Raw genomic sequence first — 15,368 nt, 5'->3', positions numbered from 1 at the left:
CTTGGCCGGTGAACATCTTCCGTCACCGGCCTCTCGGCCTGCTCGCGCCCGCACTGCTGATCGCGGCCGCGGGCTGCTCCTCAGCAGACGACAGCGCCACGGTCGCGGTTCCCAGCCCCGACGCCAGGACGGCGCCGGTGTGCCGGGATCTGCACCGGGCGCTGCCGGAGAAGCTCGACGGACGGAGCCGTGACGACCCCGCACCCCGGTCCGCCTACACGGCGGCCTGGGGAGGCCCGGCGATCATACTGCGCTGCGGTGTCGTACGGCCGCCGAAGATGATCGACCCCAAGGTGGCCGAGGGCGGTGACGCGGACGCCCTGCCGGGCGGGGTGAACGGCGTGGACTGGCTGATGGAGAAGCAGAGCGACGGCACCTGGCGGTTCACCACGGCCAACCGCGTGGCCTATGTGCAGGTGAGCCTGCCCGAGGGGATGTCCGCGCAGGACGGCACGCCGGTGCTCACCGGCCTCGCGGCCTCCGTCAAAAAGGCGATCCCGAAGGGGATCGCCTCCATGAGGTGACGGTGAAGGGTCAGCGCAGCCCGGTCGAGCGGCGCAGCGCGGCCTGCACCAGGCGGTCCACCAGCTCCGGGTAGCTGATGCCGGTGGCCTGCCACATCTGCGGGTACATCGAGATCGGCGTGAAGCCGGGCAGGGTGTTGATCTCGTTGATCACGAACTCGCCGTCCTCGGTGAGGAAGAAGTCCGCGCGGACCAGACCCTCGCAGGAAGCCGCGTCGAACGCCTCGACCGCGAGCCGCCGCACCTCGGCGGTCTCCTCGTCGGTGAGCGGGGCCGGGACGATGCCGGGCGTGGAGTCGATGTACTTGGCCTCGAAGTCGTAGTACGCGTGCGCCTCGGGCGGCGGGATCTCGGCCGGGACGGAGGCGCGCGGGCCGTCCTCGAACTCCAGGACACCGCACTCGATCTCGCGGCCGCGCACCGCAGCCTCCACCAGGATCTTGGGGTCGTGGCTCTGCGCCTCGGCGATCGCCTCGTCCAGGCCGGAGAGGTCGTCGACCTTGGTGATGCCGATCGACGAACCCGCGCGCGCGGGCTTCACGAACAGCGGCCAGCCGTGCTCGCCGGCGAAGTCGACGATCTTCTTGCGGGCCGCGGACTCGTCCTGCGCCCACTCGCGCGGCCGGATCACCACGTACGGGCCGACCTTGAGCCCGAAGGAGGTGAACACCCGCTTCATGTACTCCTTGTCCTGGCCGACGGCCGAGGCGAGCACACCCGAGCCCACGTACGGCACCCCGGACAGCTCCAGGAGGCCCTGGAGGGTGCCGTCCTCGCCGTACGGGCCGTGCAGCACCGGGAAGACCACGTCGACCTCGCCGAGGGCCTTGGGCACGGAACCGGGCTCGCTGTAGACGACCTCGCGGTTCGCGGGGTCGACCGGGAGCACCACGCCGCCCTCGGTGGACTCGGCCAGCTCCTCCACGGCGGGCAGGCGGCGGCCGGTGATGGCCATCCGCTCCGGTTCGTCGGCCGTCAGCACCCAGCGGCCTTCCCGGGTGATGCCGATCGGCAGGACGTCGTACTTCGTCCGGTCGATGGCGCTCATGACGGCGCCGGCGGTGACCATGGAGATCCCGTGTTCGGAGCTGCGTCCGCCGAACACGACGGCCACGCGGGGCTTGCGGGACGGCTGCTCAGGGCTCTGGGGGAGGTTCTCGGTGCTCATATCGCGTTGAGAGTACCCGTTGGTAGAGCCCGGATACAGCGTCGACTCAGGGGGTCGCTCAGCGTCGTTCGGGCTTCGCGCTGCGCGACATCAGCTCCTTGAGGGCGACCACCGGCGGCTTGCCCTCGTGCACGATGTCCACGACCGTCTCGGTGATGGGCATCTCGACTCCGTGCCTGCGGGCCAGATCCGCCACGGACTCGCAGGACTTGACGCCCTCGGCGGTCTGCCTGGTGACCGCGATGGTCTCCTCCAGGGTCATGCCCTTGCCGAGGTTGGTGCCGAAGGTGTGGTTGCGGGACAGCGGCGAGGAGCAGGTGGCCACCAGGTCGCCCAGGCCCGCGAGTCCGGAGAAGGTCAGCGGGTCGGCGCCGAGCGCGACGCCGAGGCGGGCGGTCTCCGCGAGGCCGCGCGTGATGAGCGAGCCCTTGGCGTTGTCGCCGAGCCCCATGCCGTCCGCGATGCCGACGGCGAGGCCGATGACGTTCTTCACGGCACCGCCCAGCTCGCAACCGACCACGTCCGTCTCCGTGTACGGCCGGAAGTAGGGCGTGTGGCAAGCCGACTGGAGCCGCTGGGCGACCGTCTCGTCGGTGCAGGCGACCACGGCGAGGGCGGGCATGCGGGCGGCGATCTCACGGGCCAGGTTGGGTCCGGTGACGACCGCGATGCGGTCGGCGCCGACCTTGGCGACGTCATCGATGACCTCGCTCATCCGCATGGCGGAGCCGAGTTCGACGCCCTTCATGAGCGAGACGAGCACGGTGCCCGGCGCGAGCAGCGGGGTCCACTCGGCGAGGTTGGCGCGCAGGGTCTGGGAGGGGATGGCGAGGACGGTGAAGTCGGCGTCCCGCAGGGCCTCGGCGGCGTCCGCGGTGGCGCGCAGGTTCTCCGGGAGCTCGACGCCGGGCAGGTAGTCGGGGTTGGTCCGCGTGGAGTTGACCGCCTCGGCCAGCTCGGGGCGGCGGGCCCACAGGGTGACCTCGCAGCCCGCGTCGGCGAGGACCATGCCGAAGGCGGTGCCCCAGGAGCCGGTGCCCATCACGGCCGCCCGGACTGGCTTGCTCACTTGCCGCTCTCCTCTTCCGTGCCGCTGCGCGAGACTTCCGTGCCGGCCTGTGCGGCTTCCGCACCGGCCAGCGAGGCTTCCCCGCCCGCCTGCGCGGCTTCCGTGCCGGTCGGCGAGGTTTCCGTGCCCGTCTGTGCAGAGTCCTTGCCTGTCCGCGAGGCCTCTACACCGATCATTGACGCTTCCTTGCCGGCGGCCGAAGCCTCCTCGCCGGCCTGCGCGGCCTCCGTGCCGGGCCGGGGGGCCTCCTGCCCGGTCTGCGCGCGGGTCCTGCGGCGCTGTTCGATCCGCTCGCGGCGCGGGTCGTAGGGCGTCTCGGGGGCCTTCTCGCCGCGGATCTCCTCCAGCTGGCGGGTGACGGCCGCCATGATGACCTCGGTGGCCTCCTTCAGGAGGTCTGCGGTCATCTCCTTGTCGTAGAAGCGGGAGAGGTCCACGGGCGGGCCCGCGAGGACCTGGTGGGTCTTGCGCGGGAAGAGGTGGGGCTTCTTGGCGTAGGGCGGCAGGAGTTCGTTGCAGCCCCACTGGGCGACCGGGATCACCGGGCACTTGGTCTGCAGGGCCACGCGCGCGGCACCGGTCTTGGCGGTCATCGGCCAGCCGTCCGGGTCGCGGGTCAGGGTGCCCTCGGGGTAGAACGCGACGCACTCGCCGCGTTCGACGGCGTCGATGGCGGCCCGGAAGGCGCTGAGCGCGTCCGTGCTCTCGCGGTAGACGGGGATCTGCCCGGTGCCGCGCATCGCGGCGCCGACGAATCCCTTCTTGAAAAGCCCGCTCTTCGCCAGGAATCGCGGAACCCGTCCGGTGTTGTACTGATAGTGCGCGTACGCGAAGGGGTCCACATGGGAATTGTGGTTCACCGCGGTGATAAATCCACCCTCGGCCGGAATGTGCTCCATTCCACGCCAGTCCCGCTTGATCAGAATCACCAGCGGCGGTTTACAGAGGACCGCTGCGAAGCGGTACCAGAACCCGATTCTGCGGCGGGACACGCGGACACCTTCCTCTAGGACTTGCTCCGGGCCCGGGGGCCGCACAAGTGTCGCCCCAGGCCGCCGGTCTGTCGAGAACACCGTACGCCCGCCCGTCACCCGACACCGCCCTTGCAAGGCCCTTCGCACACCTCCCCGATACCGGCATGCCGGATACGCCGGGTGACAATGAGCGCGACAAGAGAGGGGCGGTACGCCGGTGCAGTGGACCTTGGTCATCCCCCTGAAGCCTCTGGCGCGGGCCAAGAGCAGGCTCGCGGACACCGCCGCCGACGCAGTGCGCCCGGGGCTGGCCCTCGCGTTCGCCCAGGACACGGTGGCCGCGGCGCTGGCCTGTCCGGCGGTCGCGGATGTGGCGGTCGTCACGGACGACGAACTGGCCGGCCGGGAGCTGGCGGCGCTGGGCGCCCGGATCGTCCCGGATGCGCCGGGAAGCGGCCTGAACGCCGCTCTCACGCACGGCGCGGACGTCGTACGGGAAATGCGGCCCCGCACCCCGGTCGCGGCCCTGAACGCCGATCTACCGGCCCTGCGCCCGCTGGAATTGTCCCGGGTCCTGAACGCGGCGGCCGAATTCCCGCGGGCATTTCTCCCGGACGCGGCCGAACTCGGCACCACCCTGCTGGCCGCGGCCCCCGACCACGCACTGCGTCCGGTTTTCGGCACCGATTCCCGCGCCCGGCACCGCACCTCCGGTGCTGCGGAACTCCGGCTCACCGGTGTCGATTCGGTACGACAGGACGTGGACACCGGCGAGGACCTGCGGGCAGCACTGGCACTGGGGGTGGGCCCGCACACGGCAGCGGTGTCGGCGAGATTGCTGATTCCGGGGTCCTGAGGGTGCGCGGTGCGGGGGGCCGGCCGGGGGTGAGTTTCGCTCGCCCGCGCTCGCGGGGGTGCCGCTGCACCCCGAAGGGGCGCGGGGAACTGCGCGACCAGCCACGACGGACCCGCCGCTCGGCAACGCACCTCAACCCCAACGGCGCGCCCCCTCACGCGGCGGGCATTAGGCTGGCCGTCATGCAGGCGACCGCATACACGTACGACCCCGAGACCCGCAGCGGCGCGGTGCTGCTCGACGACGGCACCCCGGTGCCCTTCGACGCGGCGGCGTTCGACGCGGGCGGGCTGCGGCTGCTGCGGCCCGGGCAGCGGGTGCGGATCGAGACGGAGCGCGAGGGCACGGCCGTCCGGATCACCCTCGTGACACTCCAGACCCTCTAGCCATATACGCCGCGGGCCGGGCTCCCGAGGGGAGTCCGGCCCGGCATGAGTGCCCTGGTGACCTACGACGCCTTGCGGGCGGTGGTCTTCTTGGCGGTGGTCTTGCGGGCCGTCGACTTCTTGGCCGGGGCCTTCTTGGCGGTGACCTTCTTGGCCGGGGCCTTCTTGGCCGTCGTCTTCTTGGCGGCGGCCTTCGTCGCGGTGGCCTTCTTGGCGGCGGCCGTGGTCTTCTTGGCCGTCGTCTTCTTCACGGCGGCCTTCTTCGCCGCGGCCGTGACCTTCTTCGCCGGCGCCGCCTTCTTGGCCGTGACCTTCTTCGCGGCGGCCTTGGTGACCTTCTTCGCCGCGGCCTTCTTGACCGTCGCGGCAGCCCCGCCGGTCAGGCTGCCCTTGGGCGCCTTCTTGACGGCGACCTCGCCGCCGCGCGGGAGCTTCTTCGAGCCGCTCACCAGGTCCTTGAAGCCCTGACCCGCACGGAAGCGCGGCACGGAGGTCTTCTTGACCCGAACCCGCTCGCCGGTCTGGGGGTTACGGGCGTAACGGGCGGGGCGGTCCACCTTCTCGAAGGACCCGAAGCCGGTGACCGAGACCCGCTCGCCCGCGACGACCGCGCGGACGATGGCGTCCAGGACATGATCGACAGCATCGGCGGCCTGCTGGCGGCCGCCCATCTTGTCGGCAATCGCTTCTACGAGCTGCGCCTTGTTCACGTCTTCCCCTTCGGAGACATCGCCAGAACGAAAGTGTTCAAGCTTTTTCGCACGTTAGGCAGATATATACCGCAAATCAAACACGAAACGGGCTTATCACCCTTGTGCCGCAACAGACTCGGCTGTCTCGGACTGTTCAGCGGTCCTCTTCGGGGATCCGACCCTCGTCGAGGTCCGTCATGAACCGCTCGAGTCGCCTTGCCGCGTCGGCGAGATCGTGCTTGGCCGCGGCCGTAATGACCAGCAGCTTCCGGGTCAGCGCCATCCGTACGCCCTCCGGGACTTGCAGTGCGCGCACTCTTGTGTGCGCTTCCTTCAGTTGGTCCGCGACCGCCGCATAGAGCTCGAGTTGGCCGTCGTGTTCCATGCACAGATTGTGCCATCTGGGGCGAGTTGTCGCCTGCGCAGGGTGCAACTGCCGCCTCAAACGGCCTTCCAGGCACTTGCGGAAGTCGCGGGCACAGCACTCGCCTACCCCGCCAACAGCCTTCGTAACGTGGGAAGTTGAGGGGACCTGCGCAAACGCCCGGAGCCGTTCGGGTGCAGACATGGCTGTACCCCCAATCGTGGTGATCGGGGGTACAGAGGGGGCGTTGCGGTGGCCGAAACCGACGTGTCCGGCCGCCCGGGATCAGCTCTGGAGCGTGCGCGGCTTGTAGGAGGGCCGCTTGCCCTCGTAGGTGGCGATGTCCGCCTCGTTCTGGAGGGTGATGGAGATGTCGTCCAGCCCGTTCAGCAGCCGCCAGCGGGAGTTCTCGTCCAGCTCGAAGGCGGCGGTGATGCCCTCGGCACGCACCTCGCGGGTCTCGAGGTCGACGGTGATCTCGGCGGTCGGGTCCTGCTCGGTCAGCTCCCACAGCGCGTCCACGACCTTCTGGTCGAGAACCACCGTGAGCAGGCCGTTCTTCAGCGAGTTGCCCCGGAAGATGTCCGCGAAGCGGGAGGAGATCACGGCCTTGAAGCCGTAGTTCTGCAGCGCCCAGACGGCGTGCTCGCGGGAGGAGCCGGTGCCGAAGTCGGGGCCGGCGACCAGGACCGTGGCACCCTGCCGCTCGGGGCGGTTGAGGATGAAGTTCTCGTCCTTGCGCCAGGCCTCGAACAGCCCGTCCTCGAACCCGTCCCGCGTGACCTTCTTGAGCCAGTGAGCAGGGATGATCTGGTCGGTGTCGACGTTGCTGCGGCGCAGCGGGACGGCCCGGCCGGTGTGGGTGGTGAAGGCTTCCATGATTCTCAGACTCCAGCGGGCGTACGGGTGTCGGCGTCGGACAGGTCGGCGGGGGACGCGAGGTGGCCCAGGACCGCGGTAGCGGCCGCGACCTGCGGCGACACCAGGTGCGTACGGCCGCCCTTGCCCTGCCGGCCCTCGAAGTTGCGGTTCGAGGTGGAGGCGGAGCGCTCACCCGGGGCCAGCTGGTCCGGGTTCATGCCCAGACACATCGAGCAGCCCGCGTGCCGCCATTCGGCGCCGGCTTCCTTGAAGACCACGTCCAGGCCCTCGGAGACGGCCTGCAGACCCACCCGCGCGGAGCCCGGGACGACCAGCATCCGTACACCGTCGGCGACTTTGCGGCCCTCGACGATCGCGGCCGCGGCCCGCAGGTCCTCGATGCGGCCGTTGGTGCACGAGCCTACGAAGACGGTGTCCACCTTGATGGAGCGCAGCGACTGCCCGGCCTCCAACCCCATGTATTCCAGGGCCTTTTCGGCGGCGAGGCGCTCCGAAGCGTCTTCGTACGAAGCAGGGTCGGGGACGTCCGCCGAAAGCGGCGCGCCCTGGCCGGGGTTGGTGCCCCAGGTGACGAACGGCGACAGCGACGCGGCGTCGATGACGACCTCGGCGTCGAACTCGGCGTCCTCGTCCGACTTCAGCGTCTTCCAGTACGCGACCGCGGCGTCCCAGTCCTCGCCCTCAGGGGCGTGCGCGCGGCCCTTGATGTACGCGAAGGTCGTCTCGTCGGGGGCGATCATGCCCGCGCGGGCACCGGCCTCGATCGACATGTTGCAGATGGTCATCCGGGCCTCCATCGAGAGCTTCTCGATGGCGGAGCCGCGGTACTCCAGGATGTAGCCCTGGCCGCCGCCGGTACCGATCTTGGCGATGATCGCCAGGATCAGGTCCTTGGCCGTGACGCCCTCGGGCAGTTCGCCGTCGACCGTGATCGCCATGGTCTTCGGACGGGCCAGCGGCAGCGTCTGGGTGGCCAGCACATGCTCGACCTGCGAGGTGCCGATACCGAACGCCAGCGCACCGAAGGCGCCGTGCGTGGAGGTGTGGGAGTCACCGCAGACGACCGTCGTACCGGGCTGGGTCAGGCCCAGCTGCGGGCCCACGACGTGCACGACACCCTGCTCGACGTCGCCGAGCGAGTGCAGGCGTACACCGAACTCGGCGGCGTTCTTCCGCAGCGTCTCCAGCTGGACCCGGGAGACCGGGTCCGCGATGGGCTTGTCGATGTCCAGCGTCGGGGTGTTGTGGTCCTCGGTCGCGATGGTGAGGTCGAGCCGGCGCACCTGACGGCCGCTCTTGCGCAGCCCGTCGAAGGCCTGCGGGCTGGTCACCTCGTGCAGCAGGTGCAGATCGATGTAGAGGAGGTCGGGCTCGCCCTCGGCGCGCCGGACGACGTGGTCGTCCCAGACCTTCTCCGCGAGTGTCCTACCCATCGCTTTCCCTCCGGTCGGTAAACGTCCACCGACCCAACTAGAGATCTTTGAGGTGGCAGCGCCCGCGCCCCGGGTTTCCGGGCGTCCGCTGCCAGGCCCTTTGGTCCACGGGCCGCTGTGTGATTCCAGGGTGGCGCGTTCCACGGAAAATTGAACTTGCGTTTCACAGAGTGAGACGTGAGTATCGTTTCATGGACAACAGTAGCGGCGTCGGCGTTCTGGACAAGGCGGCCCTCGTCCTGAGCGCTCTGGAGTCCGGTCCGGCCACCCTCGCGGGTCTGGTCGGGGCCACCGGACTGGCACGACCCACGGCCCACCGCCTGGCCGTGGCTTTGGAACACCACCGCATGGTGGCACGCGACATGCAGGGCCGTTTCATTCTCGGACCGCGCCTCGCCGAGCTGGCCGCGGCGGCCGGCGAGGACCGCCTGCTGGCGACGGCGGGCCCGGTACTCACGCACCTCCGCGACGTCACCGGCGAGAGCGCACAGCTCTACCGGCGCCAGGGTGACATGCGCATCTGCGTGGCCGCGGCGGAACGCCTGTCCGGCCTGCGGGACACCGTCCCGGTCGGCTCCACGCTGACGATGAAGGCCGGCTCCTCGGCACAGATCCTGATGGCCTGGGAGGAGCCCGAGCGCCTGCACCGGGGCCTGCAGGGCGCCCGCTTCACGGCGACGGCCCTGTCGGGCGTACGACGGCGCGGCTGGGCCCAGTCCATCGGCGAGCGCGAACCGGGCGTGGCGTCCGTCTCCGCGCCCGTACGCGGCCCGTCCAACCGCGTGGTGGCCGCCGTGTCCGTCTCCGGCCCCATCGAGCGCCTGACCCGCCACCCGGGCCGTATGCACGCCCAGGCGGTCATCGACGCCGCCGCCCGCCTGTCGGAGGCCCTGCGCCGCACGGGCTGACCACCACCGGAACCGCCGCCGGAACCCTTCGGACGCATCCGAGGAGGGCCTGCCCCAACGCCGCGGCAGGCCCTCCTCGATCCCCCGGTCCCCCGTTCCCCGGATCCCCCCTGGTCAGCCGGCCTTCCGGGCCGCCCCCGCCGACCGGTGCGCGAACCGGTCCTTCGCGTACCGGCCGCGCCGCTCCAGCGGCACCTGGCCGTGCGCCTTGGCGAGGCCGAAGGCCGGCATGTCGAAGTAGATCGACTCGTAGGAGCCCTCGGCCGCGATGTACGTCTCGTGCCACCGGCCCACATGTCCGCGCAGCCTGCCCTTGCGCTCCATGCGGTTGAGGACCGCCCAGGCCCTGTGGTGGAACATGTCCGGCGACGTCGCGTAGGCGTACAGCTTCTCCTTGGACTCCCAGTACTGGACGACGTAGTACGTCCGCGGCGAGGCCGTCAGCAGCACATGGCCGAGCAGCCCGCGCTCCGGGTCCTTCTGGAGCTCGCGCAGCATGCGCGGCATCGCCAGGAGGACCGGCAGCCACTGGTGCACCGCCCAGAAGTGGTTGATACGCATGCCGATGAGCAGGACCACCACATCACCCTCGGCGGCCGCGGTCGTATGGCCCGGCACCGGTTTCGCGAACACTACGATCCCCCTCGTCAGATAGCGCCACTATCCTTCTGGCGATGCTTGGATAGTGGCACTTACCAAGGAAGGGCGCAAGAGATGCGGCTGGCGGAGCTGAGCGAGCGCAGCGGTGTGTCCACCGCGACGATCAAGTACTACCTGCGCGAAGGGCTGTTGCCGCCGGGTCACCAGATCAACGCCACGACGGCCGAGTACGACGAGGAGCATCTGCGCCGGCTGCGGCTGGTGCGGGCGATGATCCAGGTGGGCCGGGTGCCGGTGGGGAAGGTGCGCGAGGTGCTCGGGCATGTGGACGACGACTCCCTGGGCAGCGCGATGCGCCTCGGCGCGGCGATGTGGGCGCTGCCGCAGGTGCCGGAGCCGGACGAGGACGACGAGTACGTCCAAGCTGCACGCCAGGAGGTCGGCACGCTCCTGGACCGGCTCGGCTGGGAGAACGCCAAGCAGCTCACGAGCATCTCCCCCTCGTACCGCTCACTGGTGGTGACGGTGGCCGCGCTCCGCCGGCTCGGCTACGACTTCGGGGCCGAACTGCTCATGCCGTACGCCGAGTTGATGTACCGGACAGCCGTCCTCGACCTGGACAACATGGAGGCGTACTCGTCACAGGAGGAGGAGCGGATCGAGTTCGCGATCCTGGGGGCGATCCTCAACGAGCCGGCGCTTCAGGCACTGCACCGCCTGGCACAGGAGGAGGAGACGACGCGACGGTACGGCTTCGAGTAGCCGGCGCCGGACACGACGAAGGCCCCCCGCCGAAGCGAAGGGCCTTCCTCTTGTACCCCCGACCGGATTCGAACCGGCGCTACCGCCTTGAGAGGGCGGCGTGCTAGGCCGCTACACAACGGGGGCGTGGACACTGCGTTTCCGCAGGTCCGAGCTGGTCTACCTGGACTCGAACCAAGACTAACTGAACCAGAATCAGTCGTGCTGCCAATTACACCATAGACCAATGATGGTTTAGACCAGTCAGTACCCCCGACCGGATTCGAACCGGCGCTACCGCCTTGAGAGGGCGGCGTGCTAGGCCGCTACACAACGGGGGCCCTAGCGATCCCGACAAGATCAGGATCAGTACCCCCGACCGGATTCGAACCGGCGCTACTGCCTTGAGAGGGCAGCGTGCTAGGCCGCTACACAACGGGGGCTTTGCAGATGAGCTCTGCGAGCTGGCCTACCTGGACTCGAACCAAGACTAACTGAACCAGAATCAGTCGTGCTGCCAATTACACCATAGGCCACTGGAACTCAACCCCCTGCGGGGTTCTCGTTCTAGTTTGCTCCTCCGGTTCCCGGCCTTTCGGCCCGCTCCCCGGCGGCGCAGGAAGAACATTACCCGAAGGTGGACGGGGCTCCAAAACGGGTATCCGTGCGGACGAGCGCGGGGAGTTCGGCGAGGGTCGAGATCCGGTGCGCGAACACGGCGTCCGCGCCCTGCGCGTAGGGCCCGCCGCGGTCGATCCAGACGGACAGCAGCCCGGCCTCGGCGGCGCCCCGCCCGTCGATCTCCGGGTGGTCGCCCACGTACGCCACCTCGTGCGGGGGCAGCCTCAGCGCCTCGCAGGCCGCGAGGAACGCCCCGGCCTCCGGCTTGGAGACGCCCAGCTCGGCGGCGCACAGCACGCTCTCGAAGCGGTCGCGGACGCCGAGGGTGCGCAGCTTGTGTTCCTGGACCGTGAGGCTGGAGTTGGACAGCACCGCGTGCCGGTGGCTGGCGGCGAGGGCGTCCAGGGCGGGCAGCGCGTCCGGGAACAGGCTCCAGACGGCCTCGTAGTGACCGATGTAACGCTGGAACCAGGCGTCGGCCGCGGCGTCGGACAGCTCCACGTCGAGGAAGACCCGCACGCGCTCACGCCGCTGCCCCTCGAAGGAGACCTCCCCCGCCGAGAAACGCGCCCACTGCCGGTCGGTGATCTCCCGCCACCGCACGAGGGCCTGCTCCGGGGTGCCGTATCCGGCGAGCAGCCCCTCCGCCGCAAGATGGGCACGCATGCCCTCACGATCCGCGCTCGTGTAGTCGAAGAGGGTGTCGTCCACGTCCCAGACCACGGCTCGGATGCTCATGATCCGACGGTAGCGCCGGGGCGGAGTATGTGCGCCGGATTCCGGGGTCCAGGGGTGAACGGATGCCGCAGCGTGGCGGGACCGTCGGGCGAAAGACCGAGCCACTGCCATGACCGGGTACCGCGTCCGGTTCACCGTCGAGGCCCGTGCGACGTACACCTGCGCAAGGCGTACGTGGCTCCCGGCGTGATGCTGGAGTGCATGGTGGCCGGCGCGATCATGGTCGTCGTCGTGCTGGAGATCTTCGAGGAGAGCGCCTACCTCATCGACGAAGCCGACGCACAGTGATCGATGCGCCCAGGGGCGGCCACCCGGAGTCTCCGGGTGGCCGCCCCTGGGCGTGTGGCGTTCGTTACGCCGCGAGCCTGGTCAGGGCCGCGTCGATGCGGGCCAGGGTCTGCTCCTTGCCCAGGACCTCCAGGGACTCGAACAGCGGCAGGCCGACCGTGCGGCCGGTGACGGCCACGCGGACCGGGGCCTGGGCCTTGCCGAGCTTGAGGCCGTGGGCCTCGCCGGCGGCCAGGACGGCCTCCTTGAGGGACTCGGCCGACGTCCAGTCCGCCGACTCCAGCTTCTCGCGGGCCGTGCGGAGCAGGGCGTCCGAGCCCTCCTTCATCGCCTTGGTCCACGAGGCCTCGTCGAAGACCGGCTCCGACAGGAACAGGAAGTCGACGTTGTCGGTGATCTCGGAGAGGACCTTCAGGCGGGTCTGGGCATGCGGGGCGATCGCGTGCCACTTGGCCTCGTCGAAGTCCTCCGGCGCCCAGGGGGCGAACGGCGCCTTCAGCCACGGGCCGCAGCGCTCGGTGAACTCCTTCACATCGAGCATGCGGATGTGGTCGGCGTTGATCGCCTCGCACTTCTTCAGGTCGAAGCGCGCCGGGTTGGGGTTCACGTCGGCGATGTCGAAGGCCGCGACCATCTCGGGGATCGTGAAGATGTCCTGGTCGGCCGAGAGGGACCAGCCGAGCAGGGAGAGGTAGTTGAGCAGGCCCTCCGGCAGGAAGCCGCGCTCGCGGTAGAGGTTGAGGGACGACTGCGGGTCGCGCTTGGAGAGCTTCTTGTTGCCCTCGCCCATCACGTACGGCAGGTGGCCGAAGGCCGGGATCTGCTTGGCGATGCCCAGCTCGATCAGCGCCTTGTACAGGGCGATCTGGCGCGGGGTGGAGGAGAGCAGGTCCTCGCCGCGCAGGACGTGGGTGATCTCCATCAGGGCGTCGTCCACCGGGTTCACCAGCGTGTACAGCGGGGCGCCGTTCGCGCGGACGATGCCGTAGTCCGGCACGTTCTCCGGCGTGAACGTCAGCTCGCCGCGGACCAGGTCCGTGAAGGTGATCGTCTCGTCGGGCATCCGGAAGCGGACGATCGGGGTGCGGCCCTGGGCCTTGTACTGCTCGACCTGCTCGGCGCTCAGCTCACGGCAGTGGCCGTCGTAGCCGGAGGGCTTGCCGGCGGCGCGGGCGGCCTCGCGGCGGGTGTCCAGCTCCTCCTGGGAGCAGTAGCAGTAGTACGCGTGACCGGCGTCCAGGAGCTTCTGGGCGACCTCTTTGTAGAGGTCCATGCGCTGCGACTGGCGGTACGGCGCGTGCGGGCCGCCGGCCTCGGGGCCCTCGTCCCAGTCGAAGCCCAGCCAGCGCATCGCGTCGAGCAGCTGCTGGTACGACTCCTCCGAGTCGCGGGCCGCGTCGGTGTCCTCGATGCGGAAGACCAGGGTGCCCTGGTGGTGCCGGGCGAACGCCCAGTTGAACAGGGCCGTGCGGACCAGGCCCACGTGGGGGTTACCGGTGGGCGACGGACAGAAACGTACGCGGACGGGTGCGCTAGCCACGCTTGACAACCTTGTTGGTGAGAGTGCCGATGCCTTCGATGGTGACGGCGACCTCATCGCCGACGTGCAGGGGGCCGACCCCTGCGGGGGTGCCGGTGAGGATGACGTCGCCGGGCAGCAGGGTCATGGCCTCGGAGATGTTGACGACCAGGTCCTCGATGGAGTGGATCATCTCGCTCGTGCGGCCCAGCTGGCGCTGTTCGCCGTTGACGGTGAGCTGGATGGTCAGGTCGCCTGCGCGCTCCAGGTCCAGGTCCGTCTCCACCCAGGGGCCGAGCGGGCAGGAGGTGTCGAAGCCCTTGGCCCGGGCCCACTGCTTCTCGCGCTTCTGCACATCGCGGGCGGTGACGTCGTTGGCGCAGGTGTAACCGAAGATCACGTCCTTGACGCGCTCGCGCGGCACCTCGCGGCACATCCGGCCGATGACGACGGCCAGCTCGGCCTCGTGGTGCAGTTCCTGCGAGAACGGCGGGTACTGGATCTCGTCGCCGGGGCCGATCACCGAGGTGGACGGCTTGAAGAAGGCGAACGGGGCGTCGGGCACCTCGTTGCCCAGCTCGCGCGCGTGCTCGCCGTAGTTCCTGCCGAAGGCCACGATCTTGCTGGGGAGCACCGGCGGGAGCAGCCTGACCTTGCTCAGCGGCACCTTCGTCCCGGACAGCTCGTAGTCCGTGAACGGGATGCCCTTGATGATGTCGAGGACGAGTTCGTCCTGCTTGTCGCCCTCGACCGCGCCGAAGGCTACGTTCCCGTCGATGGAGAACCTGGCGATGCGCACGGGATCTTTGCGCCCCTCACTGAGAACCGGCGTACTGACGCCCCAGGTTAACCGGTCGGACCCCCCGGCGTTCGGTCAGCGCAGCGGCCGTGCCGGTGTTTCCCGGGCCCGGAAACCGTCGTAGCGGTTTTTTGAATTCCGGAGTTTCCGCGTGCAGGAATCACGTGGAAAAAGCCGAGCGCGGCCGGGAGGACCGTCGCGAATGCGTGATCTCCGGGCCGCGCTCTGCGGGCAGGGTGCCCGTCGGCTACTCGCCGGCCGGAGCCGCCGCGCCGACGGGGACCTCCATCAGGACCGTGCGCCTGGGGTTGGCGGTCTGGGCGGGGAGGTCGACGGAGTGTTCCGGCACCTCGGGCGTCTGCAGTTCGTCGGCGTCCTCGAGGTGCGCCAGCGTCGTGCGCCGCGGGTTGGCTATGTTGCGGAACATCATCGTCGTCTTCACCGTTGTCGTCCTGTGGCCTCGTGAGTGGGGTTGCCAGAGTCATTCATCTTGTAAAGCGTCAGGCTAAACATCCGATTCCCCGTCACAGACGGGAAGTGCCCATGATCTGTATGTGAGTTTGCTCACGAATCCATGGGCAAACCGGTCAATTCCGGCCCGCAACTCTCCGCAACGAAACGGACATTGACTCCCTGAACCCACCATTCCGCTCCTGATCATGGCGACTGGGACACCTGACACCGGGCGCCAACTCGTAGAGTTACGCCCGTTTTGCAGGGAATCGGCCTCCACAGCTCGTAATCCGTCCCTCACAACCCGTCACGGAGGTCACAGCTCGGGGTACGGCCCTTGTTGGAGATCCGGC

Annotated in this window: 16 protein-coding genes, 5 tRNA genes and 1 pseudogene; 5 read left to right on the top strand and 17 right to left on the bottom strand. The window is 69.4% G+C overall.

The features are described 5' to 3' along the window. The first annotated feature begins 8 nt into the window (after nucleotides 1–8). Entirely contained in the window at nucleotides 9–524 is a 516-nt protein-coding gene (locus AQI88_RS29280) for a DUF3515 domain-containing protein (RefSeq protein WP_067004868.1), read from the top strand. A gap of 10 nt (nucleotides 525–534) precedes the next feature. On the opposite strand, the gene AQI88_RS29275 is transcribed toward AQI88_RS29280, so the two are convergent. The 3 genes and pseudogenes from AQI88_RS29275 to AQI88_RS29265 form a co-directional block, all read right to left on the bottom strand. Continuing rightward, nucleotides 535–1,692: a D-alanine--D-alanine ligase family protein gene (locus AQI88_RS29275; RefSeq protein WP_067004867.1), complete on the bottom strand. Its 1,158-nt coding sequence runs from the start codon at nucleotides 1,690–1,692 to the stop codon at nucleotides 535–537. A gap of 58 nt (nucleotides 1,693–1,750) precedes the next feature. Beyond that, nucleotides 1,751–2,761, bottom strand: coding sequence for an NAD(P)H-dependent glycerol-3-phosphate dehydrogenase (locus AQI88_RS29270; protein WP_067004865.1), 1,011 nt, complete (start codon nucleotides 2,759–2,761; stop codon nucleotides 1,751–1,753). A 197-nt stretch (nucleotides 2,762–2,958) separates the two neighbouring features. Beyond that, nucleotides 2,959–3,753, bottom strand: a pseudogene (locus AQI88_RS29265) (lysophospholipid acyltransferase family protein); the annotation flags it as partial. 199 nt (nucleotides 3,754–3,952) lie between these two features. Between AQI88_RS29265 and cofC the strand changes: the two are divergent. Beyond that, nucleotides 3,953–4,591, top strand: a complete 639-nt coding sequence (gene cofC, locus AQI88_RS29260) for a 2-phospho-L-lactate guanylyltransferase (protein ID WP_067004863.1) — start codon at nucleotides 3,953–3,955, stop codon at nucleotides 4,589–4,591. 182 nt (nucleotides 4,592–4,773) lie between these two features. After that, entirely contained in the window at nucleotides 4,774–4,977 is a 204-nt protein-coding gene (locus tag AQI88_RS29255; RefSeq protein ID WP_067004861.1) for a hypothetical protein, read from the top strand. 62 nt (nucleotides 4,978–5,039) lie between these two features. Here the strand turns inward: AQI88_RS29255 and AQI88_RS29250 are convergent, their stop codons facing one another. The 4 genes from AQI88_RS29250 to leuC form a co-directional block, all read right to left on the bottom strand. Continuing rightward, nucleotides 5,040–5,687, bottom strand: a complete 648-nt coding sequence (locus AQI88_RS29250; protein WP_067004860.1) for an HU family DNA-binding protein — start codon at nucleotides 5,685–5,687, stop codon at nucleotides 5,040–5,042. A gap of 136 nt (nucleotides 5,688–5,823) precedes the next feature. Beyond that, nucleotides 5,824–6,054: an SCO5555 family protein gene (locus tag AQI88_RS29245; RefSeq protein WP_067004858.1), complete on the bottom strand. Its 231-nt coding sequence runs from the start codon at nucleotides 6,052–6,054 to the stop codon at nucleotides 5,824–5,826. Nucleotides 6,055–6,318: 264 nt separating this feature from the next. Further along, nucleotides 6,319–6,912: a 3-isopropylmalate dehydratase small subunit gene (gene leuD / locus AQI88_RS29240; RefSeq protein ID WP_067004856.1), complete on the bottom strand. Its 594-nt coding sequence runs from the start codon at nucleotides 6,910–6,912 to the stop codon at nucleotides 6,319–6,321. Between the two features lie 5 nt (nucleotides 6,913–6,917). Further along, nucleotides 6,918–8,348: a 3-isopropylmalate dehydratase large subunit gene (gene leuC, locus AQI88_RS29235; protein WP_067004854.1), complete on the bottom strand. Its 1,431-nt coding sequence runs from the start codon at nucleotides 8,346–8,348 to the stop codon at nucleotides 6,918–6,920. A 191-nt stretch (nucleotides 8,349–8,539) separates the two neighbouring features. On the opposite strand from leuC, the gene ndgR reads away from it, so the two are divergent. Continuing rightward, the gene (gene ndgR / locus AQI88_RS29230; RefSeq protein ID WP_030577649.1) at nucleotides 8,540–9,256 is read left to right on the top strand and encodes an IclR family transcriptional regulator NdgR; all 717 of its coding nucleotides are present in this window, start codon (nucleotides 8,540–8,542) and stop codon (nucleotides 9,254–9,256) included. 114 nt (nucleotides 9,257–9,370) lie between these two features. Here ndgR and AQI88_RS29225 read toward each other — a convergent pair whose 3' ends face one another. Next, nucleotides 9,371–9,889, bottom strand: a complete 519-nt coding sequence (locus tag AQI88_RS29225; RefSeq protein ID WP_067004852.1) for a DUF4188 domain-containing protein — start codon at nucleotides 9,887–9,889, stop codon at nucleotides 9,371–9,373. Between the two features lie 81 nt (nucleotides 9,890–9,970). Between AQI88_RS29225 and AQI88_RS29220 the strand changes: the two genes are divergently transcribed. After that, nucleotides 9,971–10,618 (top strand): MerR family transcriptional regulator, encoded by a 648-nt coding sequence (locus AQI88_RS29220; protein ID WP_067004850.1) that lies wholly within the window; start codon nucleotides 9,971–9,973, stop codon nucleotides 10,616–10,618. Nucleotides 10,619–10,671: 53 nt separating this feature from the next. Here the strand turns inward: AQI88_RS29220 and AQI88_RS29215 are convergent. From AQI88_RS29215 to AQI88_RS29175, 9 genes are all read right to left on the bottom strand, one after another. Then, nucleotides 10,672–10,744 (bottom strand) — tRNA-Glu (locus AQI88_RS29215). A 28-nt stretch (nucleotides 10,745–10,772) separates the two neighbouring features. Further along, nucleotides 10,773–10,844, bottom strand: a tRNA-Gln gene (locus AQI88_RS29210). 21 nt (nucleotides 10,845–10,865) lie between these two features. Continuing rightward, nucleotides 10,866–10,938: transfer RNA gene (locus tag AQI88_RS29205), tRNA-Glu, on the bottom strand. 29 nt (nucleotides 10,939–10,967) lie between these two features. Next, nucleotides 10,968–11,040: transfer RNA gene (locus AQI88_RS29200), tRNA-Glu, on the bottom strand. Nucleotides 11,041–11,061: 21 nt separating this feature from the next. Continuing rightward, nucleotides 11,062–11,133: transfer RNA gene (locus tag AQI88_RS29195), tRNA-Gln, on the bottom strand. A gap of 91 nt (nucleotides 11,134–11,224) precedes the next feature. Beyond that, on the bottom strand, nucleotides 11,225–11,956 hold the full coding sequence (locus AQI88_RS29190) for an HAD family hydrolase (RefSeq protein ID WP_107118692.1): 732 nt from the start codon (nucleotides 11,954–11,956) through the stop codon (nucleotides 11,225–11,227). 352 nt (nucleotides 11,957–12,308) lie between these two features. Further along, nucleotides 12,309–13,784: a glutamate--tRNA ligase gene (gene gltX, locus AQI88_RS29185; RefSeq protein ID WP_398697773.1), complete on the bottom strand. Its 1,476-nt coding sequence runs from the start codon at nucleotides 13,782–13,784 to the stop codon at nucleotides 12,309–12,311. Next, on the bottom strand, nucleotides 13,777–14,562 hold the full coding sequence (locus tag AQI88_RS29180) for a fumarylacetoacetate hydrolase family protein (RefSeq protein ID WP_067004845.1): 786 nt from the start codon (nucleotides 14,560–14,562) through the stop codon (nucleotides 13,777–13,779). The genes gltX and AQI88_RS29180 overlap by 8 nt, the downstream gene beginning before the upstream one ends. 247 nt (nucleotides 14,563–14,809) lie before the next feature. After that, entirely contained in the window at nucleotides 14,810–15,004 is a 195-nt protein-coding gene (locus tag AQI88_RS29175; RefSeq protein WP_067004843.1) for a hypothetical protein, read from the bottom strand. Nucleotides 15,005–15,368 lie beyond the last annotated feature (364 nt).

Source organism: Streptomyces cellostaticus, assembly GCF_001513965.1.
Taxonomy (GTDB): Bacteria; Actinomycetota; Actinomycetes; order Streptomycetales; family Streptomycetaceae; genus Streptomyces; species Streptomyces cellostaticus.
The sequence above is the reverse complement of the archived record's forward strand: the minus strand, read 5'-3'. Positions and strand labels throughout refer to the sequence as shown.

What these genes read in the sequence shown, in the direction of transcription:
- AQI88_RS29275 (WP_067004867.1), bottom strand. Translation starts at nt 1,692, where the DNA reads ATGAGCACCGAGAACCTCCCCCAGAGCCCTGAGCAGCCGTCCCGCAAG.
- AQI88_RS29255 (WP_067004861.1), top strand. Translation starts at nt 4,774, where the DNA reads ATGCAGGCGACCGCATACACGTACGACCCCGAGACCCGCAGCGGCGCG.
- AQI88_RS29245 (WP_067004858.1), bottom strand. Translation starts at nt 6,054, where the DNA reads ATGGAACACGACGGCCAACTCGAGCTCTATGCGGCGGTCGCGGACCAA.
- leuD (WP_067004856.1), bottom strand. Translation starts at nt 6,912, where the DNA reads ATGGAAGCCTTCACCACCCACACCGGCCGGGCCGTCCCGCTGCGCCGC.
- leuC (WP_067004854.1), bottom strand. Translation starts at nt 8,348, where the DNA reads ATGGGTAGGACACTCGCGGAGAAGGTCTGGGACGACCACGTCGTCCGG.
- ndgR (WP_030577649.1), top strand. Translation starts at nt 8,540, where the DNA reads ATGGACAACAGTAGCGGCGTCGGCGTTCTGGACAAGGCGGCCCTCGTC.
- AQI88_RS29220 (WP_067004850.1), top strand. Translation starts at nt 9,971, where the DNA reads ATGCGGCTGGCGGAGCTGAGCGAGCGCAGCGGTGTGTCCACCGCGACG.
- AQI88_RS29190 (WP_107118692.1), bottom strand. Translation starts at nt 11,956, where the DNA reads ATGAGCATCCGAGCCGTGGTCTGGGACGTGGACGACACCCTCTTCGAC.